Annotated in this window: 21 protein-coding genes; 9 read left to right on the forward strand and 12 right to left on the reverse strand. The window is 32.7% G+C overall.

What is annotated here, in order from left to right:
- The first annotated feature begins 3 nt into the window (after window positions 1–3).
- Together KLA_RS00710 and KLA_RS00715 are read left to right on the forward strand one after the other, a co-directional pair.
- Window positions 4–402, forward strand: coding sequence for a hypothetical protein (locus tag KLA_RS00710; RefSeq protein ID WP_013621656.1), 399 nt, complete (start codon window positions 4–6; stop codon window positions 400–402).
- 3 nt (window positions 403–405) lie between these two features.
- Window positions 406–1,293 (forward strand): TIGR01777 family oxidoreductase, encoded by an 888-nt coding sequence (locus tag KLA_RS00715; protein ID WP_034642876.1) that lies wholly within the window; start codon window positions 406–408, stop codon window positions 1,291–1,293.
- Window position 1,294: 1 nt separating this feature from the next.
- Here the strand turns inward: KLA_RS00715 and KLA_RS00720 are convergent, their stop codons facing one another.
- Window positions 1,295–1,645 (reverse strand): rhodanese-like domain-containing protein, encoded by a 351-nt coding sequence (locus KLA_RS00720; protein WP_013621654.1) that lies wholly within the window; start codon window positions 1,643–1,645, stop codon window positions 1,295–1,297.
- A gap of 72 nt (window positions 1,646–1,717) precedes the next feature.
- On the opposite strand from KLA_RS00720, the gene KLA_RS00725 reads away from it, so the two are divergent.
- Window positions 1,718–2,266, forward strand: a complete 549-nt coding sequence (locus KLA_RS00725) for a sigma-70 family RNA polymerase sigma factor (RefSeq protein ID WP_034643329.1) — start codon at window positions 1,718–1,720, stop codon at window positions 2,264–2,266.
- Between the two features lie 228 nt (window positions 2,267–2,494).
- On the opposite strand, the gene KLA_RS00735 is transcribed toward KLA_RS00725, so the two are convergent.
- Complete coding sequence (locus KLA_RS00735) at window positions 2,495–3,319, reverse strand: hypothetical protein (RefSeq protein ID WP_034642879.1); 825 nt, start codon at window positions 3,317–3,319, stop codon at window positions 2,495–2,497.
- A gap of 135 nt (window positions 3,320–3,454) precedes the next feature.
- Here KLA_RS00735 and gcvP point away from each other — a divergent pair, with 135 nt between their 5' ends.
- The 4 genes from gcvP (at window position 3,455) to KLA_RS00755 (ending at window position 8,919) form a co-directional block, all read left to right on the forward strand.
- On the forward strand, window positions 3,455–6,307 hold the full coding sequence (gcvP, locus tag KLA_RS00740; protein ID WP_034642882.1) for an aminomethyl-transferring glycine dehydrogenase: 2,853 nt from the start codon (window positions 3,455–3,457) through the stop codon (window positions 6,305–6,307).
- 157 nt (window positions 6,308–6,464) lie between these two features.
- Complete coding sequence (locus KLA_RS00745; RefSeq protein WP_034642886.1) at window positions 6,465–7,520, forward strand: 3-oxoacyl-ACP synthase III family protein; 1,056 nt, start codon at window positions 6,465–6,467, stop codon at window positions 7,518–7,520.
- Window position 7,521: 1 nt separating this feature from the next.
- The gene (locus KLA_RS00750; protein ID WP_034642889.1) at window positions 7,522–8,046 is read left to right on the forward strand and encodes a methyltransferase; all 525 of its coding nucleotides are present in this window, start codon (window positions 7,522–7,524) and stop codon (window positions 8,044–8,046) included.
- Window positions 8,047–8,067: 21 nt separating this feature from the next.
- The gene (locus KLA_RS00755; RefSeq protein ID WP_034642892.1) at window positions 8,068–8,919 is read left to right on the forward strand and encodes a glycosyltransferase family 2 protein; all 852 of its coding nucleotides are present in this window, start codon (window positions 8,068–8,070) and stop codon (window positions 8,917–8,919) included.
- On the opposite strand, the gene pafA is transcribed toward KLA_RS00755, so the two are convergent.
- The gene (gene pafA / locus KLA_RS00760) at window positions 8,916–10,610 is read right to left on the reverse strand and encodes an alkaline phosphatase PafA (protein ID WP_034642895.1); all 1,695 of its coding nucleotides are present in this window, start codon (window positions 10,608–10,610) and stop codon (window positions 8,916–8,918) included. The two genes, KLA_RS00755 and pafA, sit on opposite strands and share 4 nt — an antisense overlap.
- Window positions 10,611–10,723: 113 nt before the next feature.
- Here pafA and KLA_RS00765 point away from each other — a divergent pair, with 113 nt between their 5' ends.
- Together KLA_RS00765 and KLA_RS00770 are read left to right on the forward strand one after the other, a co-directional pair.
- Entirely contained in the window at window positions 10,724–11,461 is a 738-nt protein-coding gene (locus tag KLA_RS00765; protein ID WP_034642898.1) for an MlaE family ABC transporter permease, read from the forward strand.
- Window positions 11,461–12,228, forward strand: a complete 768-nt coding sequence (locus KLA_RS00770) for an ABC transporter ATP-binding protein (protein ID WP_013621644.1) — start codon at window positions 11,461–11,463, stop codon at window positions 12,226–12,228. The genes KLA_RS00765 and KLA_RS00770 overlap by 1 nt, the downstream gene beginning before the upstream one ends.
- On the opposite strand, the gene KLA_RS00775 is transcribed toward KLA_RS00770, so the two are convergent.
- From KLA_RS00775 to porV, 9 genes are all read right to left on the reverse strand, one after another.
- The gene (locus tag KLA_RS00775; RefSeq protein WP_013621643.1) at window positions 12,225–13,730 is read right to left on the reverse strand and encodes a DUF389 domain-containing protein; all 1,506 of its coding nucleotides are present in this window, start codon (window positions 13,728–13,730) and stop codon (window positions 12,225–12,227) included. The genes KLA_RS00770 and KLA_RS00775 overlap by 4 nt on opposite strands.
- A gap of 11 nt (window positions 13,731–13,741) precedes the next feature.
- Window positions 13,742–14,812: a mannose-1-phosphate guanylyltransferase gene (locus KLA_RS00780; RefSeq protein WP_034642902.1), complete on the reverse strand. Its 1,071-nt coding sequence runs from the start codon at window positions 14,810–14,812 to the stop codon at window positions 13,742–13,744.
- Between the two features lie 4 nt (window positions 14,813–14,816).
- On the reverse strand, window positions 14,817–15,416 hold the full coding sequence (locus tag KLA_RS00785; RefSeq protein ID WP_013621641.1) for a SprT-like domain-containing protein: 600 nt from the start codon (window positions 15,414–15,416) through the stop codon (window positions 14,817–14,819).
- 181 nt (window positions 15,417–15,597) lie between these two features.
- The gene (locus tag KLA_RS00790; RefSeq protein ID WP_034642905.1) at window positions 15,598–16,278 is read right to left on the reverse strand and encodes an SDR family NAD(P)-dependent oxidoreductase; all 681 of its coding nucleotides are present in this window, start codon (window positions 16,276–16,278) and stop codon (window positions 15,598–15,600) included.
- Complete coding sequence (locus KLA_RS00795) at window positions 16,278–17,240, reverse strand: M28 family metallopeptidase (RefSeq protein WP_013621639.1); 963 nt, start codon at window positions 17,238–17,240, stop codon at window positions 16,278–16,280. Before KLA_RS00795 ends, KLA_RS00790 begins: the two co-directional genes overlap by 1 nt.
- Before the next feature lie 85 nt (window positions 17,241–17,325).
- A complete protein-coding gene (locus KLA_RS00800; RefSeq protein ID WP_034642908.1) occupies window positions 17,326–18,951 on the reverse strand; it encodes a pyruvate dehydrogenase complex dihydrolipoamide acetyltransferase in 1,626 nt (541 codons plus the stop codon).
- A gap of 3 nt (window positions 18,952–18,954) precedes the next feature.
- Window positions 18,955–19,953 (reverse strand): pyruvate dehydrogenase (acetyl-transferring) E1 component subunit alpha, encoded by a 999-nt coding sequence (pdhA, locus tag KLA_RS00805; RefSeq protein WP_013621637.1) that lies wholly within the window; start codon window positions 19,951–19,953, stop codon window positions 18,955–18,957.
- Window positions 19,954–20,121: 168 nt separating this feature from the next.
- On the reverse strand, window positions 20,122–20,604 hold the full coding sequence (locus tag KLA_RS00810) for a cytidine deaminase (protein WP_034642910.1): 483 nt from the start codon (window positions 20,602–20,604) through the stop codon (window positions 20,122–20,124).
- Entirely contained in the window at window positions 20,605–21,756 is a 1,152-nt protein-coding gene (gene porV / locus KLA_RS00815) for a type IX secretion system outer membrane channel protein PorV (protein ID WP_034642912.1), read from the reverse strand.
- Between the last annotated feature and the right edge of the window lie 52 nt (window positions 21,757–21,808).

Raw genomic sequence — 21,808 nt, forward strand, 5'->3', positions numbered from 1 at the left:
AATATGCAAATTCATATATACATTATTGGTACGCTATTAATGGTTTTAGCATTAGTACACATTATTTTTCCAAAGTATTTTAATTGGAAAATAGAATTGCAAACCTTAGCGTTAATAAACAGGCAAATGATGACTACGCATACATTTTTTATTGCGTTAACCGTTTTTTTAATGGGGTTATTATGTGTAACATCTGCAACAGAACTTATAGAAACAACTTTAGGAAATAAAGTTGTTTTAGGCTTAGCTATATTTTGGACATTTAGGTTATTTTTTCAATTTTTTGTGTACTCAAAAAAACTTTGGAAAGGCAAAAAATTTGAAACAATAATACACATAATATTCAGTGTATTTTGGGTATATTTATCTACAGTATTTTTCACCATTTATTTTAATAATTAATATATGAGTAAACTAGTAATTGCAGGCGGAACAGGTTTTTTAGGAAATGAGTTACTAGATTTTTACGCTAGTAAGTTTACAGCCATTGTTGTACTAACGCGTAGTAAACCTTACCAAACCAAAAATATTAATTATGTGCAATGGGATGCAAAAACTATTGGTCCTTGGCATACTTGTTTAAATAATGCAGATGTACTTATAAATTTAACAGGCAAATCTGTAGACTGTAGGTTTACTAAAAAAAACAAAGAACTTATTTTAAACTCTAGAATAGATTCTACTCTTGCGCTTGGCAAAGCTATAAATTTGATAGACACCCCTCCAAAAGTATGGTTAAATGCTTCTTCTGCAGCTATATCTCACCCAAACAAAGAAGAAAACGGAGAAGACTTTATGTTAGATGTAGGCTTAGCTTGGGAGAAAGCTTTTGGTAGTATAAAAAATTACAACACAAGAAAAGTAGCTTTGCGCATATCATTAGTTTTTGGAAAAAATGGTGGCGCATTGGTTCCTTTAAAAAAAATAGCTCAATTTGGACTTGGAGGTAAACAAGGTAACGGAAACCAAATGGTGAGCTGGGTACATATTAAAGACTTTGTATCCATTACAAATTTTGCAATAGAAAACTCTAAAATTATAGGGCCTATTGTTGTTGCTGCACCAGATGCAAAATCTAACAAAAAGTTAATGGCCTCCATAAGAAAAACGCTTAAGGTGCCTTTTGGTTTACCTGCATTTGCTTGGATGCTAAAAATAGGTGGTTTTATTATAGGCACAGAGCCAAGTTTAATTTTAAATAGTATGAATGTTTATCCTGAAAAACTACTTAAAAACGGATTTAAATTTAAATACGCTACTTTAGAAGCTGCCTTAAAAAACTTAATTAAATAAGCTATTTTTTGTTTTTTATAGCATCGTAACCACCTTCTAAATTTATAGCATTATAACCTAATGCTGCTAATTTTTCAGCTGCTTTAGCACTTCTGCCACCACTTTTACAATACACGTATATTGTTTTGGTTTTTGGTATACTATCAAAATAAGCTACAAATGTATTTTGCAAAACATCTACATTTTTTGCATTTTTTAAATGACCCAAACCGTACTCATCAGAAGTACGTACATCTATTAACAAAGCATTTTTTATATCATTTTGTGAAAATTCTGTGATATGTTTTGACTTACTTTGTGAACAAGCAGTTAAAAACAGTAGTATAAACAGTGAATTTAAAAATGGTCTCATAAAATTTTGTTTTCTTCAAAACTAAACAAATTAATTAAAAATCCCCTACATTTGAAAAATCAACAAGAACTAATGCACCACCTTAATCCAGATACTTGGGTAGATAATTACGCAGATTATCTATTTAATTATGCCGTAGCTAGAGTAAGCGATTCTGAAATTGCTAAAGATCTAGTACAAGAAACTTTTTTTGCAGGATTAAAATCTGCTAAAAATTACAAAGGAGATGCCGCTGAACGTACGTGGCTTATTGCTATTTTAAAAAGAAAAGTGATAGACCATTACCGTAAAATAAATTCTAACAAAGGTAAAGCAGAGGTTAGAATGACGTACAACTCTAACATAGACTCTGATGGAGATTGGCTAGAAGAACAAGTAGCTGACCCATATAGCAAGTTAGACAACAGTGATTTAGAAAATACAGAATTAGGCCTTGCAATTCAAGATTGTATTGCTAAATTGCCTAAGAAACAAGCATTGGTTTTTAAAATGAAAACAATACAAGGAGTAAGTACAGAAGATATTTGTAATGAACTTGGCATTAACGCGTCTAACCTATGGGTAATAATCCATAGAGCTAGAACTACTTTAATGGGATGCTTAAATACTAATTGGTTTTAATTATGATTTCTTGCGAAAAAGCAGCTAAAATCTGCAACAAAAAACAATACAAAGAGGCTACTTTTTTTGAAAAAATAAGTTTATATATTCATCTTGCAATATGTAAAACTTGCCCTCAATTTTCTAGAAAAAACACAGAATTTACATCGCTTTGTGAAAAAGCACATTTGCAATCTTTATCCGAACAAGAAAAGATTAAAATGAAACAAAAACTACAAGAAGAGGTTACTAAATAAAGTAATTAGCAACATATACAATTACAAACCAAAATATAGGAAAAGCTTCTACCCAAAAAGAAGCAAAATATTTCCCTTGTTTACCCTGTGTGTATTGCACTAAAAAGCCAAAGCTAATAAACAATATACCTTTTGCTATTAAATCTAAAGGTGTAATAGTATCTTTTAAATAAGTCACAAAAAAGAAAATAAGTACCACTATACCTGTTGCTATTTTAGTATGTATAACTCCAAATCTTTGTGGTATGGTTTTAAGCGCAGGAGAATCATACTGTAAATCTCTAATTTCAAAAGGCATTAACAAAACCAGCACAATTAAAAAACGCTGAAAAGTTTCAATCCATACGTCTGTAGTTAAACTCATATTAGCAGACAAAACCGGCAGTAATACCGTTACACCTGCCCATACAATAGCTACCATAAATACCTTTAATGCACCAAAACTTCTTAAGTTTTTAGCATTTGGCAAAACCGGCACCGCATACAAGCCCGTAAATAAGCCCAAAGCTCCCATACAATACCACACATCTTTATGTAGAATAAATGAAAAGTAAACTGCAAAGGCTAATGCAATAAAACTAAACACCTGTATATTTTTATGATACTTATTAGCAACCAAAACATATTTTTTTGCCTCTACTCCATATTTTATAAAATTATAGCACACAATTGTACTAAAAAAACAAAAATAAGCTAAGTTTTGGTTTATGGTTATATCTAAAATAAGTGCCGTAATTTCTAGCAAGCAAAACACAGATGCAGCCACATGTATGCTTGCATCTAAGTAAAAATTAAAAATTTGCTTTACTAGCTTCATTACACAAATGTAACTAAACTGTTCATAACATTAATTATTCGTTAAAAACTTTAGATGAAGTACTCTAGAATTTAGCAATTTTGAAAAAAATTATCATTAATTTTGCGCATCTTTTTATAAAAAACACTCTAGAATATGAGAACAGATTTGTTTGCCTTAAGACACATTGGTATAAATGAAAATAATTACCAGCAGATGTTTAAAACTGTTGGAGTTAAAAATTTAGACCAGCTTATATATGAAACCATCCCAGATGATATTAAGCTTAAAAACAACTTAAATTTACCTGAAGCTTTAAGTGAAAATGAGTATTTAGAGCACTTACAAGAACTTGCAGACAAGAATAAAGTTTTTAAATCTTACATTGGTTTAGGATATAATGAAGGGCTACTACCCTCTCCTATTAAAAGAAATATTCTAGAAAACCCAGGTTGGTATACTGCCTATACGCCTTACCAAGCAGAAATTGCTCAGGGCCGTTTAGAAGCCTTATTAAATTTTCAAACTATGGTTTGTGATTTAACAGGTATGGAATTAGCTAACGCATCATTATTAGATGAAAGTACAGCTGCTGCAGAAGCAATGGCTATGCTTTTTGATGTACGTAGCAGACCTCAAAAAAAGGAAAATGTAGTTAAGTTTTTTGTTTCTGAAGAAATACTACCACAAACATTATCATTATTACAAACACGTGCTACACCAATAGGTATAGAACTTGTAATTGGTAATCATGAAGAGTTTACTTTTGGTGCAGATTTCTTTGGTGCCTTACTTCAATATCCAGGTAAATACGGACAAGTAAATGACTATGCTAGTTTTGTAGATAATTGCAACCAAAATAACATAAAAGTTGCCGTTGCCGCAGATATATTAAGCTTAGTAAAGCTTAAAGCTCCTGCAGAATTTGGAGTAGATGTTGTTGTTGGTACTACACAACGTTTTGGTATTCCGTTAGGATACGGTGGCCCACATGCTGCTTTTTTTGCAACAAAAGAAGCCTATAAAAGAAACATTCCTGGCAGAATTATTGGTGTTACCAAAGATACAGATGGTAAACCAGCATTGCGTATGGCCTTACAAACCAGAGAGCAACATATTAAAAGAGACAAGGCTACATCTAATATTTGCACAGCACAAGTTTTACTAGCTGTTATGGCTGGTATGTATGCTGTATATCACGGTCCAAAAGGGTTAGAGTATATTGCTAACAAAGTACACAACACTGCAATAAATACTGCAACAGCAATTGAAAAATTAGGTTTTAAACAACTTAATACTGTTTATTTTGATACAATTAAGATAGAAGTTAAGGATGTCAGTGCATTAAAAACAATTGCAGAAAGCAAAAAAATAAACTTTAACTATATTAATGATACTACCGTATCTATATCTATTAATGAAGCTACATCTAAAAAAGATTTTGAAGCTATAGTAGCTTGTTTTGCAGAACTTAATAAAGCTGAAAATACTGCTTCATTTACTGAAGATGTACAAACTGTTATTCCTTCTTCTTTACAACGTAATACTCCATTTTTAGAAAATGAAGTTTTTAATTCTTATCACTCAGAAACAGAATTAATGCGTTACATAAAAAAATTAGAACGTAAAGATTTAGCATTAAATCATTCTATGATTTCTTTAGGATCTTGTACTATGAAACTAAATGCTGCATCAGAAATGCTTCCGTTAAGCTCAGCGCAATGGGGTAACATTCATCCGTTTGCTCCTGTAGACCAAGCAGAAGGATATCAAATTTTATTAAAAAGATTAGAAGATCATTTAAGTGAAATTACTGGTTTTGCCGCAACATCTTTACAACCAAACTCTGGCGCACAAGGAGAATATGCAGGTTTAATGGTAATTAGAGCATACCATGAGTCTAGAAACGAAGCTCACAGAAACATATGTCTTATTCCTGCTTCTGCACACGGTACAAACCCTGCCTCTGCTGTAATGGCAGGTATGAAGGTTGTAGTTACCAAAACAGATGATTACGGAAATATAGATGTTAATGACTTAAGAGAAAAAGCAGAATTACATAAAGATAATTTAGCGGCCTTAATGGTAACATACCCATCTACACACGGTGTTTTTGAGTCTTCTATTAAAGAAGTTACACAACTTATACATGACAATGGTGGCCAAGTTTATATGGATGGCGCTAATATGAATGCACAAGTTGGCTTAACAAACCCTGGTAATATTGGCGCAGATGTTTGCCACCTTAACTTACATAAAACTTTTGCTATTCCTCATGGCGGTGGAGGTCCTGGTGTTGGCCCTATCTGTGTTGCACCACAATTGGTTCCGTTTTTACCTGGCAACCCAGTAATTAAAACCGGAGGAGAAAAAGCTATAACGGCAATATCTTCTGCTCCTTGGGGTAGCTCATTGGTTTGTTTAATTTCTTACGGTTATATTGTTATGCTAGGCGAAGAAGGCTTAAGACAATCTACATCAATAGCAATTTTAAACGCCAACTATATTAAAGAAAGGTTAAGTGGTAAGTTTGATGTTTTATATACTGGAGAAAAAGGAAGAGCTGCACATGAAATGATTATTGATTGTAGACCATTTAAACAAAATGGTATAGAAGTTACAGATATTGCCAAACGTTTAATGGACTATGGTTTTCATGCACCAACAGTGTCTTTCCCTGTAGCAGGAACCCTAATGATAGAACCTACAGAAAGTGAAAGTTTAGCAGAGTTAGATCGCTTTTGTGACACAATGTTGTCTATTAGAGCAGAAATTGATGAAGCTACTTTAGACAACCCTAACAATGTTTTAAAAAATTCTCCACACACATTAGATATGGTTACTAATGATGTTTGGGATTTTCCTTATAGCAGACAAAAAGCAGCATTTCCGTTAGAGCACATTGCAGATAATAAATTTTGGCCTGTAGTTAGACGTGTAGACGAAGCGTATGGAGACCGTAATTTAATTTGTACTTGCGCTCCTATTGAAGCTTATATGGAAGCTTAAAACATCAATAAATACAATACCTTACAGCCGTTTAGCATTAACTAAACGGCTTTTTTTATTTCTTTTTTTAAGCTTGAACATCATACAATTTATTATGCATGCATAGTTTTTTAAAAGTGTTTTTTGTAACTTCATCGTGTTAAATTAAAATCTAATTATGCATATCGGAATTACAGGAACAGGTAGCTATATACCTACCATAACTACCTTAAACACAGACTTTATCAATCATACTTTTTTAAACACAGATGGGTCTCCTATTCCTAATTCTAATGAAGTTATTATTGAAAAATTTAAAAAAATAACCGGAATAGCAGAAAGGAGATACGCAAAAAAAGAACTTAACACATCAGATATTGCCTATTTAGCAGCAGAAAGAGCTATTGAGGATGCTAAAATAGACAAAGAGACTATAGATTATATTATAGTTGCCCATAACTTTGGCGATGTAACATACGGACAAACACAAGCAGATACACTGCCGAGTTTAGCTACCAGAGTAAAACATTTATTGCAAATAAAAAATCCAAAATGTATTGCGTATGATATTTTATTTGGATGTCCTGGTTGGATACAAGGTATGATACAAGCTTACGCATTTATAAAAGCTGGCCTAGCCAATAAATGTTTAGTTATTGGTGCAGAAACTTTATCTAGGGTTATAGACCCTTATGATAGAGACTCTATGATATATTCTGATGGTGCTGGGGCAACAATAGTAGAAAACACAGAAAATACAGGTGATATTTTAGCACACAATGCTGCAACTTTTGCTCATAACGAGGCTAATTACTTGTTCTTTGGAGAATCTTACAACAAGGAAGAAAACAATACTAGGTACATAAAAATGCACGGCCGTAAAATATATGAGTTTGCAGTTACTCATGTACCGCAGGCTATGAAAGATTGCTTAGATAAAAGTGGTGTAGATATAAACGATGTAAAAAAAATATTTATACACCAAGCCAATGAAAAAATGGATGAAGCAATTGTGCAACGGTTTTACAAACTTTACAACAAACCAATGCCTGAAGATATTATGCCTATGAATATCTACAAGCTTGGTAACAGCTCTGTTGCTACCGTGCCTACCCTGTTTGATTTGGTTAAAAGAGGAAAATTAGAAAATCACGCTGTAAAAAAAGGAGATGTTGTTATATTTGCGAGTGTTGGCGCTGGTATGAACATCAATGCCATAGTTTACAGATATTAAAATGTACGAAAAAACATATCCTAGCAAACGTTTTAAACATACGCTAGAGTTTCTTAATAAACACATTAATACTACAGAGAGTATTTTAGATTTAGGAGTTAAAAACCCTTTATCTAAATTAATGACCTCACAAGGTTTTAATGTAACAAATACTAGCGGAGAAGATTTAGACGTAGATTTTTCTTCTGTAACTACTTCTAAAACAGAAGTTGTAACTGCTTTTGAAATTTTTGAGCATTTATTAGCTCCACTTAATATTTTAAAAGAAATAAAGAGTGATAAGCTTGTTGCTAGCATTCCGCTTAACTTATGGTTTGCTCCTGCCTATAGAAGTAAAACTGATAAATGGGATAGACACTACCACGAGTTTGAAGATTGGCAGTTTGACTGGCTTTTAGAAAAAGCTGGCTGGGAGATAAAAGATTCTGCCAAATGGACTAATCCTATAAAAAAAATTGGCATTAGACCAATTCTACGTAGTTTTACACCTAGATATTATATTGTATATGCAGAAAGAAAAAAATAATATCTTTTTATCTTTTTAAGTATGATGTACTACATTATAATTCCTGCTCACAATGAAGAAGCCTTTATTGCAAAAACACTAGATTCTATTCTTCATCAAACAAAAAAACCAAAACAAGTAGTTATTGTAAATGATAACTCTACAGATACTACCGCGTCTATTATTAATTCTTACGAAAAAAAATACCCAATTTTTAAAATAGTAAACACTACTTCATCTACTAAACATATGCCTGGCAGTAAAGTTGTAAATGCGTTTAACAAAGGGTTAGCTGTTATAGATTCTAAGTATGACTTTATTGTAAAGTTAGATGCAGACATAATTTTACCTAATAATTACTTTGAAGAAATTGCTTCTATATTTATGTCTAATCAAAAAATTGGCATAGCTGGTGGTTTTGCTTACGAAGAAGACAAGGATGGCAACTGGATACTAAACCACCCAATGAACAAGGACCACGTTCGCGGTGCATTTAAGGCATATAGCAAATCTTGTTTTAATAAAATTAATGGCTTACGCAGCGCTATGGGTTGGGATACCGTAGATGAGCTACTAGCACAATACCACAATTTTACAATAGTTACAAACAACAATTTAAAAGTAAAACACCTTAGACCAACGGGTAATGCCTATAATAAACAAGCAAAACTATTACAAGGACAGGCAATGTACCGTATGCGCTATGGTTTTACAATAAGTTGTATTGCTTCTTTAAAAATGGCTTTAAAGCAGAAAAAAGCAGCAGTATTTTTAGACAACTTAACAGGCTATAAAAATGCTAAAAAAGAAAAATTGCCCTTTCTGGTAACACCAGAAGAAGGCAATTTTATTCGTAATCTTCGTTGGAAAAATATTAAACGTAAATTAGTTTAATTCTCTAATACAGCCTCAATAGGTTTTCCTGTTGTACCATTTGGTGATGCTATGCCTAACAATGCAGAAATTGTTGGTGCAATATCTGGTATTTCAGTTGGCGCAACAGTGCTTCCTTGTTTAATTCCTTTTCCAAAAAACAATAGAGGCGCGTGAGTATCATAAACCCTAGGAGAACCGTGTGTAGACCCTGTTCTAGAGTAACTAATATAACCAGGTTTTAAAACCACTATTACATCACCAGAACGTTTTTGATTGTATCCATTTTGCAATATGTATGGTATACCTCTTGTGTACTCATTCTGCCACATTTGGTAAGCTGTATAAGCCATATCTACATCACTAAAAGTAAGTAATTCTTGAGCAAAAGCTTCTTGTACTGTTTGCAAATCTAAATCAAGATTAGCAATAACTTTATGGTCTAAAAATATTTGATTATTAGATATATTTTTAATTAAATCCTCAGAACCAAATTTAAATTTAGCCCATTCATTTAACTTAGTAGACATGTCCTTATAATTTACATAACCACCAGGTATTTTACTATCTTTTAAATACGTAGGAACTTGTATAGCTGCATGATCTGCACTTAAAAATACAGTATACTCTCCCTTACCAACTTCTGCATCTAATTCGTTAAATAATCTTTCTAAGTCCTGATCTAGACGAATGTAAGTATCTTCAATCTCTTTAGAGTTTACTCCAAATTGATGACCAACATAATCTGTAGAAGAAAAGCTAATTGCTAAAAAATCGGTTATATTATCTTTTCCTAAATGCTCTCCTTTTAAAGCAGCTATAGCAAAATCTGCAGTTAAACTGTTTCCGTAAGGTGTTGCCTTAATAATATCAAAACCTCTATTTTTATCCCATAAAGCAGGCAAATTATGAGGAAAAGAAGTTGTTGTCTCTCCTTTAAATTTTCCCTCGTAGTTATTTTCATCACTACCGCTTTCTTGGTACGTACTAATATCTTTTAAAGTAGTCCAAGGTTTTTTATATTTTTCTGCTGCGTCTGAAGCATTAAAATTGTTTACCCAAGCAGGTAAACTGTTCATATAGTAAGAGCTTGTAATAAAATTAGCTTCATCTTTACCAACAAACCAATACGCTGCATTAGCCGCGTGGCCACCAGGTAAAACAGCTCCTCTATCTTTTATAGCAACTGCTATTACCTTACCTTTTTTTTGAGTGTGTAAACGCAACTGATCTGTAACAGTTGTAGTTAACATTCTGTGCGGACTCATTTTTCCTTCACTACCGTCAGTACCAACAGAGTTGTAATTACTATCTCCTGCACAATAAACATTTACGCCCAAATTTTTGTCGTACCAATTGTTACCAATTACGCCATGCATAGACGGTGTGGTCCCTGTGTAAACAGATGTATGTCCTGGACCAGTACTTGTAGGTGCATAGTTAAAATGATGATTTTTGGCATTAAAACCTTCATTAACCATACGTTTAAAACCACCTTCTCCATACTGGTTGTAAAAGCGTGTAAGATAATCATACCTCATTTGGTCTACCACAATACCTACAACTAACTTAGGGTTAGATTTTACAGATACAGAAGCTAATTCCTCAACAGTATTTTTATTTTTTCTTTTAGATTTTTTTTGTGCATTAACATTGTCTGTATTTGTAAAAAAACAAACAGCTAATAATGCTACAAATAGACTTCTTTTCATTGCAAATAATTTTATTGATAGCGTAAATGTAAATAAATAAACTTTTAATTTTTTTATTTGGATGTCAAATGAAAGTTAATATTATTATTTTTACAGACAGAAGTCTATTTTATATGAATTACATAGCATCTATTGGTAGTTATTTTATAATGATTAAGGAGGTTTTTAAAAAACCTACAAAGTGGTCTATTATGAAAAAACTTATTTTAAAAGAAATAGACGAATTGGTTTTTGGTTCCTTAGGTATCATTATATTTATTTCGTTTTTTATTGGTGGTGTAGTAACCATACAAACTGCTTTAAACCTTACCAACCCGTTAATACCAGAAAGTTTAATTGGTTTTGCCGCTAGACAATCTGTTATTTTAGAGTTTGCTCCCACGTTTACCTCTATAATAATGGCAGGTAAAGTTGGGTCTTACATTACATCTAGCATAGGCACAATGCGTGTAACAGAACAAATTGACGCCTTAGAGGTTATGGGTGTAAACTCTTTAAATTATTTGGTTTTCCCTAAAATTATAGCATTGCTATTGTACCCATTTGCCATAGCCATTGCAATGTATGTTGGCATTTTTGGAGGTTGGATAGCTGGTGTTTTTGGAGGTTTTACTACAAGCGCAAGTTTTATTGAAGGAATACAGCTAGACTTTATTCCTTACCACGTTACATATGCCTTTATAAAGTCTATAATATTTGCTTTTGTTATAGCTACCATACCATCTTTTCATGGGTATTACATGAAAGGTGGCGCATTAGAAGTTGGTAAAGCAAGTACCACTGCCTTTGTTTGGACAAGTGTTGCTATTATTATTTTAAATTACATATTAACCCAATTATTATTAGGATAATGATAGAAGTAAACAACCTACACAAATCTTTTGGAGAAGCACACATTTTAAAAGGTGTAACTACAGATTTTGAAAAAGGAAAAACAAACTTAATTATTGGGCAAAGTGGTTCTGGTAAAACTGTATTTTTAAAGTGCTTACTAGGCTTATTTACTCCAGATGAAGGCTATATTTGTTACAACGGAGATATTTACAACGATTTATCTGCCGACCAAAAAAGAAACCTAAGACAAGAAATGGGTATGGTTTTTCAAGGAAGTGCCTTGTTTGACTCTCTTACGGTAGAAGGCAACGTAATGTTTCCTTTAGAAATGTTTACCAAACAATCTAAATCTGAAATGCAAGACCGTGTTAATACTGTTTTAAAACGTGTTAACTTAATAGACGCTCACCATAAATATCCTTCAGAAATATCTGGAGGTATGCAAAAAAGGGTTGCAATTGCAAGGGCAATAGTAATGAACCCTAAGTACTTATTTTGTGATGAGCCCAACTCTGGATTAGACCCCAAAACTGCAATATTAATAGATAATCTTATTCAAGAAATTACTCAGGAATACGATATTACTACAATAATTAATACTCATGATATGAACTCTGTTATGGAAATTGGTGAAAAAATACTTTTTCTAAAAAACGGTCATAAAGAATGGGAAGGCACCAATAAAGAAATTTTTAAGACGGACAACGTAGCTGTAACAGATTTTGTGTATTCTTCTGAGTTGTTTAAAAAAGTAAGACAAATGTATATTGAGGAACGTAACTAATTAGCAAGTTCCCTTACTTGAATATTTTTATCTTTTAACCTTAATTTTAACCACTCTGCTATTTTTTTAATATCGGTTTGTTTGTCTTTAGATTTTGTTTTAGGCTTCCAATTAATCTCAAAAACAGGAATAGTATCTACCTTTTTAAAGTCTGTACGTATTGTGTAAGAGTAACCTATAGATGCTAAATTTTCGTAATTAGCTTTGGCTTCTGCGCTTACATCATTAAATGGTATTTGCTTAGATACAATTTTTTGTAATTGAATTAACTCTTTCTCTAACAAAGCAATTTTTTCTTCTTTACCCATTAATTCTGCTTTTTTAGCCTGGTAAAGCTCATCTACATACTTAATTTGGTCTACTTCATTGTTTTTAGAACCTTGTATAATTTTTAACTCTGTATTTTGTAGCTCTTGAAAATCTTCATTTTTTATTTCATTCCAACTTGCAATAATATTATCTGGCACTAGTTCTTCACCCATAAACATTACTTCTATTACAGATTTTTGTTCGTTTTTATTTTTACTAAATATTTTATCAAACAAGGATGTATCACCTCCGTGGTACTCTATATTAGTTAAATTATTTAAATACAAACCATTACCAGAGAATTTATATTTAGCTATATTTTCTGATATAAACTGTTGAGCTTGACTTTTAAACTTAGACTCTTCCCAAGCCTTAAAAAACGTCCAACTTGCAGGTACCATAACTAATATTGCTACTATAGATGCTAATCTACTAATTAATCTACGGCGCTCAGAATTGGCATAACGCACCATAGGAAAACGTAATATTTTTATAACTAAAAATGTTGCTAGCGCTATAAAAATAGTATTAATAATAAACAAATACATTGCACCACTAGCATAGTCCCAATTACCAATTGCCAAACCAAAACCTACAGTACATAAAGGAGGCATTAATGCAGTTGCAATTGCCACACCAAAAATAACACTAGCTATTGTTCCTTTTTTAGCACGAGCAATAACTAAAGCCAAACCACCAAAAAATGCAATAAGAACATCTCTAATGTCTGGTGCTGTACGGGCTAGGAGCTCTGACGACTCATCTCTTAATGGAAAAAATTTAAAAAATAAAAAGGCGGTAAGTATACTTAATACTACCATTACCCCAAAGTTTTTTAATGAACGGCGTAGCGTATCAATATCATTAATTGCTAATGACAACCCCATACCTAAAATAGGCCCCATTAACGGAGAAATTAACATGGCACCAATTACTACCGCTGTAGAATTGGCATTTAACCCTATAGATGCTATAAAAATTGAGCAAATTAAAATCCAAGAAGTATGCCCTTTAAAGGGAATATCTGCCACTATAGATTCTCTAGTAGCTTCTTGGTCGGTGTTATTACGAATATCTAGAAGCTCTTTTAAAAACTTTTTAGTAGATCCTAATAAACCCTGAAAATCTTTTTTTACGTTATCTGATGTTTCATTACCAGCTACGTTATTATTCTGCTCTGTATTATTATTCATACACAATGGTATTATTTACCAAACTTGTCCTTTACCTCGTTTAAGATAACTTTTATGTCTTGCTCTTTTTCTTTTGGGCAAATTAATAAAACATCATCTTTATCTACTACAATAAAATCATCTAAACTATCTAAAACTACTACTTTATCATTTTTTGTACGCACAATATTTCCACTAGCATTACGGTCTAACAATTGCGCACCAACTACAGCATTACTACTTTCGTTTTTATCTAACTTATCATACAAAGATCCCCAAGTACCTAAATCATTCCAGTCAAAAGTTGCGGGCAACACATAAATACTTTTAGAGTGTTCTAATATGGCATAATCTATGGAAATATTTTCTGCTAAAGCATAATTTTTAGCTATAAATTTTTTCTCTTCTGGAGTATTATAAGCTTCTATTCCCGAATTAAACAACTGGTATTGCTCTGGCTGAAACGCTTTAAATGCATCAACTATTGTTTTAACGCTCCACATAAATATACCTGCGTTCCATAAAAAGTTACCTTGGCTAATAAATTCTTTTGCTGTGATATAATCTGGTTTTTCTCTAAACTGATTTACCTTCTTGATTTCTGCAGCAGGATTTTTATCAAACTCTATATATCCAAAACCTGTATTAGGAAATGTTGGTTTTACACCTAATGTGCAAAGCACATCTTCATTTTCACACTTAGCAAAACATTGTTTTACGTCATTTTCAAAAGCGTTTTCATCTTCTATCCAATGGTCACTAGGCGCAACAATCATTACTGCATTAGGATTACTTTTTTTAATTTTTAGTGCAGCATATAAAATACAAGGAGCTGTATTACGCATTGCTGGCTCTAAAACTACCTGCTCTTGTGTTAACATAGGTAATTGCTCCAAAACTAAATCGTTATAACTCTCATTAGTTAACACTAATATGTTTTCTTTTGGAATAAACTTATGTAGTCTATTAAAAGTTTTTTGAATTAGTGTACTACCTGAACCCAGCATATCATGAAACTGTTTAGGGTATTCTGCCGTACTTACAGGCCAAAACCTTGACCCTATACCGCCTGCCATTATAACTGCGTAATAATTACTGTTCATATGATTAGTCTTTAATAAGTTCTACTTCTGCATTTGGCTGAAAAACATAAGTTCTCCCACTAGAAAGCTCAACACATTCGTATCTCTTTATTTTTTTTGGTCCTTTTTTAAATAGCTTACCATTGTAAATTCTAAATACACTACCAATAGGTAACTCAAAAATATACGTTTTATTTGATACTGGATCAAATTGCTTTAATGCTAACGATAATTTAGCATCAGTATCACTACTTGCCTTTGGGTTTTTAAAATGATTTGCTACAACTGGTAGTACTTTTGTTGGAAAAATTTCTGGTCTAATAAAAGGTAACATCAATGCCTGAAATGTTTTTTTCCACTCTAGGCCGTGTGGTTTTATTCTTCTTCCATACTTTTCAAAAGCGACTAAATGTGCTATTTCATGTACTAAAGTGATTAAAAATCTATATTTATTTAATGATGCATTTACTGTTATTTGATGCTTTCCGTTTGGTAATCTTCTATAATCTCCGTGTCGGGTAATTCTATCTCCAACAATTTTAAGATGCACTGCATTAACTTTTATTAATGAAGCGCAAGGTGTTACAGCCCTTTCAGGTAAGTATTTAAGAAGGATTTTCTCCATATATACAAAAATAACAGATTCTACCTTTTACAGGCGTACACTACAGTATATTTTGTAGTAAAATACAACTTTTCTTCTTATTATTTATTTGATATTCTAATTTTTTAAACAATGTACAACAAAATAAAAACCGCCTATTAGCACTAACAGGCAGTTTTTTACAATTAAATTATTTATAAAGTTATGGTGTACTATTGCTTACTTGCAACAATTTACCATTGTACATTTTATGTCCAGTAAGGGCAAAATTTTGAATATATTCTGCCATTTCTAAAGCAGTAATTGGTGCTTTATAGCCAGGAAAAGCTTCTTCTAGCATTTCTGTTTGCACGGCTCCTAATGCAAGCACATTAAAAGACGGACCCGTTTCTTTAAACTCTTCTGCCCAAAGCTCTGTTAACGTAACTACGGCTCCTTTACTAGAACTGTATGCAGATAAGCCAGCAAATTTTAAACTACCTTGCACACCACCCATAGAACTGATAGTTACTACGTGTCCGTTTTTTGGCATTTTAGGTATTACCAACTTGGTTATACTTGCTACACCAAAAACATTTACTTTATAAACAGCTTCAAAATCTGCTGTTGTAGTTTCTAAAAAGGGTTTATTCGCTAATTTTCCTGCATTATTAATTAATACATTTACCTGTTTCCAGTTTGCAGAAATAAAATCTTCAACTTTTTGTAAATCTTCCTCTGCAGAAATATCAAAAGGAAAAGAAAAAATATTAGGATTTTTAAGGGAAGCTATAGGGTCACTATTCCTGGACAAGGCCAAAACTTGGTGTCCGTTGTTTGCAAATAGCTGTGCCATTTGGTAACCTATACCTCTACTACTACCTGTTATTATAATATTTGCCATTAATTGTATTGTATTTCTTTTGTGTCTGAATTTGCAATGCTTTTTATTATAGGAGCAAATTTATTTATTAAACTAGCCATATGATTAAAGTCCATTACACTTGGCTCATCACCTACTTTGTGGTAATGGTCAAAATTTGTAAAATCAAAAGTAGAATAGGTTTGTGATGGTACATTAAATTCGTTATGAAATGGATAATTATCAGATCTCATAAACAATCTAAAGTCACCTGCTTTTGGTAAAAAACCTGCAATTTTTTCACCAGCGTAAGTATTTGTTACAGATGCCAAGTTAGACTTATTAAACCCTGTTAAATATGCTAAATAATCTTTATTTTGCATAGGAATACCTATCATCTCAAAATTAAGCATAGTGTACAAGTTAAGGTTATCTCCCTTTAATTTTTTTGCCAAATGTTTAGAGCCTAATAAGCCCATTTCCTCAGCAGAAAATAGTGCAAAAATTATGCTCCTTTTGTTAGATTTTGTTTTTCCAAAATAACGAGCAAACTCCATAACTGCAGCAGTACCAGAAGCATTATCATTAGCTCCATTTGCTATTACATCATCGCCATCTGCCTTTGCAGTACCAATATGGTCATAATGAGCTCCTATAATTATAAATTCTTTTTTTAATTTAGGATCATTACCTTCTACAAAACCCACTACATTATAGGCAACACCTTTGCTAGAGTCAAAATTTGATAATGTATCTTTGTACGTTTTAAAAAAAGGCTTTACTCCGTTAGCCTTAAAGTTATTTTCTATAAAAGTAGCTGCTTCTGCTATACCATCTGATCCAGACATACGGCCTTGTAAATCATCAGAAGCTAAAAAGCTAACTATTTTTTTTATATCTACTTCTGTTGCCTCTGTTACAGACTCTTTTACTGCTGTATTCTGAGCAACACTAGAACAAGAAACTACAGCTAATAACCCTAAAAAATAAAACGTCTTTTTCATATTTAATTTATTTAAGCACTAAAGATAAAAAAAGCATCTCATTAATTAATGAGATGCTTTTTAATATAATTTAATACTGTTATAATTATGCAAGCATAGTAACAGGATTTTCAATATAACTTCTTAATGTTTGTAAAAACTGAGCACCAACAGCACCATCTACAGTTCTGTGATCACAAGCTAATGTTAACTTCATTGTATTACCTACTACAATTTCTCCGTTTTTAACAACTGGTTTTTCTACAATTGCACCAACAGATAGTATTGCTGAGTTAGGTTGATTAATTATTGACGTAAACTCTTGTATTCCAAACATACCTAAGTTAGATACTGTAAATGTACTGCCTTCCATTTCTGAAGGAGCAATTTTTTTAGATCTTGCCTTACCTGCTAAGTCTTTTACAGAAGCACCAATAGTTGTTAAACTCATTTGATCTGCAAACTTAAGTACAGGAACAACTAAACCTTCATCTACAGCAACAGCAACACCCATATGAATATGTTTGTTGTAACGTGTTACATCATCTTTCCAAGTTGTATTTACTTGCGGATGTTTTCTTAATGCCATTGCACAGGCTTTTAAAACCATATCATTAAATGATACTTTAGTATCTGGCAAACTATTAATTTGTGCTCTAGATGCTTTAGCGTTATCCATATCTACCTCTATAGTTAGGTAAAAATGTGGCGCTGTAAATTTAGACTGACCAAGAACTTTTGCAATAACCTTACGCATTGAAGAGTTTTTAACATCTTCAAAACCTTCTTCTCCTACAGGTGCATAAATCGCTGGTTGAGGCGTAGCTGACGTTACTGAACTAGAAGAAGCAGTTGTAGAATTAGCAGCCGCAGACGGCTTATAGTTTTCTACATCTTTTTTAATAATTCTTCCGTTATCACCAGAACCAGTTACGTCTGATAAATTTATTCCTTTGTCTGCTGCAATTTTCTTAGCTAATGGAGATGCAAAAATACGTTTACCATCTGTAGCTACATTTTCTACTGGAGCCGACTTTTCTTCTTTTTTAGTTTCTTCTTTTGGAGCCTCAGCTGGTGCACTAGCAGTAGCAGAACCATTACCTGCCTTAAGTACAGCATCTACATCTGTCCCTTCTGGGCCAATAATTGCCAAAACTTCATCAACGGGAGAAGATTCTCCTTCTTTTATACCTACATATAATAGAGTACCTGAGTAAAAAGACTCAAACTCCATTGTAGCTTTATCTGTTTCTATTTCTGCAAGAATATCTCCTTCTTCTACTTTATCACCAACTTGTTTTAACCAAGCAGCAACAGTACCCTCTTCCATAGTATCACTAAGGCGTGGCATTTTTACAACCTCTACTCCTTCAGGAATAGCAGCTGTAGAACTTTCTGTTGCAGGCGAAGCAGCATCTTTAGGTCCTTCTTCTTTTTCCTCTGTAGCAGTATTGGCTGAAGCATCACCAGATAATAATCCAGAAATATCTTCACCTTCTTCTCCTATAATAGCTAAAAGAGAATCAACAGGAGCTGTATCTCCTTCTTGAATTCCTATATGCAAAAGAACACCTTCATTAAAAGACTCAAACTCCATTGTAGCCTTATCAGTTTCTATTTCTGCAAGAATATCTCCTTCTTCTACTTTATCACCAACATTTTTAAGCCAAGCAGCAACGGTACCTTCTTCCATGGTATCGCTAAGTCTTGGCATATTTACTATAACTGCCATCTTTTATAATTTATGTTGTACAAATGGAAAATCTTCTTGTTCGTAAACCATATCATATAATTGGTTTACTGGTGGGTAATCAGAACTTTCAGCAAATTCTTCACACTCCTTTACCATACGCTTAACTTCTTTATCTATAGCTGAAATCTCATCATCTGTAGCGTATTTATTTTCTTTTATTACATCTAAAACTTGAGTAATAGGATCTATTTTTTTGTATTCCTCTACTTCTGCTTTAGTTCTGTAGTGTTGTGCATCAGACATAGAGTGTCCTCTGTAACGGTATGTTTTAATTTCTAAAAACGTTGGTCCGCCTCCAGATCTTGCTCTTTCTACAGCCTTACTAACTTCTTCTGCAACAGTTACAGGGTTCATACCTTCTACTGCTTTACAAGGCATTTCATATCCTAAACCAAGTTTCCAAATTTCTGTAGAATGTGATGTTCTTTCTACAGATGTACCCATTGCGTAACCATTGTTTTCACAAATAAAAACAACAGGCAATTGCCAAAGCATAGCTAAGTTAAATGTTTCATGTAAAGATCCTTGCCTTACAGCACCATCTCCCATATAACATAATGTAACAGCATCATTACCAGCGTATTTATCTCCAAATGCAAGACCAGCTCCTAGAGGAATTTGACCACCAACAATACCGTGACCACCGTAAAAACGGTGTTCTTTAGAAAATATGTGCATAGAACCACCCATCCCTTTAGATGTACCAGTTACTTTACCATAAAGTTCTGCCATTACTTTTTTAGGGTCTACACCCATACCAATAGGTTGTACGTGGTTACGGTAAGCCGTAATCATTTTATCTTTAGTAAGATCCATTGCATGTAACGAGCCAGCTAAAACAGCTTCTTGTCCGTTATACAAGTGTAGAAAACCTCTAACTTTTTGTTGAATATATACTGCAGCAAGTTTATCCTCGAACTTTCTCCAGAATAACATATCCTTGTACCAATTAAGGTAAACTTCTTTGGTTATTTTTTTCATTGAAAACTATTTTAAAAAGTCTGTTTTACAGAATAGCAAAAATACACATTAAATCCACTATCAAAAAAAAATTAAAGAAAAAGCACAGACTAGTTGATGAATGTTTTTTTTAATTAAATTTTTATCAAAAAATTAGGAATAAAAAAATAATTCATCAAAAAAAACAGCTTATAAGAAAGAATTACTAAATGCTAACGGTAAAATATCAGAAATAGAATTGCATTTTACCACAGTACCTTCTTCTCCCATTAACAACAAAGTCATAGGTTCTTTTTGTTTTTGCTCATACTCAATCATAGATTGTCTGCAATTACCACAAGGTGCGGCAGGTTCCAAAACTTTATAATTTTCAGATGTAGCTGAAATTGCTACTGAGCATATTTTAACATTGGGGTATATTGCTGCTGCTTGATAAATAGCTACACGTTCTGCACACAAACCAGAAGGGTAAGCGGCATTTTCTTGATTATTACCTAAAACAATTTTTCCGTTTTCTAATAAAACTGCAGCACCTACAAAAAAACTAGAGTAAGGTGCGTATGCATTATTACGTGCTTCTACGGCTTTGAGCATTAATTTTTTGTCTGTTTCAGGCAACTCATTTATAGAGTCGTAAACAAACATATCAAAAGATAAGGTATGTTTTTTCATTTAGTCGTTTAATAATTCTTCACCTAAGTTAAAGGTAAGAGAAAAACGTAAAGTATTTTCTAACGGATTTTTTATTTTTGATGTAGAAAATAAATAAGATAAATCTACCTGTGCAGCTTTAAATTTAAATCCGGCACCTAGTGAAAAGAATTTACGAGCTCCTTTTAGTTCATTTTCATTAAAATAACCTGTTCTAAGCATAAATGCATCTTGGTAGGTGTATTCTGCTCCTAGCGCCCATGTTACTTCTTTTATTTCTTCACTAAAACCATCTGGTGCATCTGTAAAAGAATCAAAAGCACCTTCTAAAAAGCTAATTTGTTGGTAACGCTCATTGTCTTCACTATCAATTTGGCCATCTTCATTAAAATCTTGTGGTGTTGGCACTAATAACTTATTAAATTCTGTATTTATAGATAATACATTGTCTTGATCTAAAATAAAATCAAACCCTGCTCCAAATTTTAAGTTTCCTGGCAAAAAGTTTTCTTGTCCGTTGTTGTCATATGATATTTTACTTCCAAGGTTAGATATGTTAAACCCTGCTCTCCATCTTCCATCAAACTTTTCGTAAGCAATTTCTGGAGATCTATAAAAACCAGATATATCTACGGCAAAAGCTGTAGCTGCACTAGTATCTTCACTAGAATCATCTGAAGGAAATTTTAAATTAGACGTAATAAATCTACCACCAACACCCATAGAAAAGGTATTAGATAATTTTAATGCATAAGCACCTTCTAAAACAAACTCATTTGGTTTTGCTATTCTAGCTGGTTCATCTATAGTTTGCCTAAGTTCTACTTCTCCTAAACCAAAATAACGCAGTCCAAATGCAAAAGCACTTCTATCATTAATTTTATTATGAAAAGTTGCATTAAGTAAAGCTACATCTGTAACTATGTTTTCTAGGTAAGGAGTATAACTTATACCAAATCCCATTTTTTGCTCTGCAAAAGCAAATTTTGAAGCGTTCCATTGTAAGGAATAAGCATCTGCCGAAGTGGCAACCCCCATATCTCCCATACCTGCAGCTCTGGCGTCTGCGGCTATATTTAAAAAAGGTACTGCTGTTGTAATTGCTCTGTTCTGCTCTTGAGCATTACCAAAATATACGGACACCAAAAGTGCTAAGGCTAGTATTTTTTTCATCATCAATTTTATAATATCTGTTCTTTATCCAAATGTCACTACAATAAATAGT

The sequence above is a fragment of the Cellulophaga geojensis KL-A genome (genome assembly GCF_000568425.1).
Taxonomy (GTDB): domain Bacteria; phylum Bacteroidota; class Bacteroidia; order Flavobacteriales; family Flavobacteriaceae; genus Cellulophaga; species Cellulophaga lytica.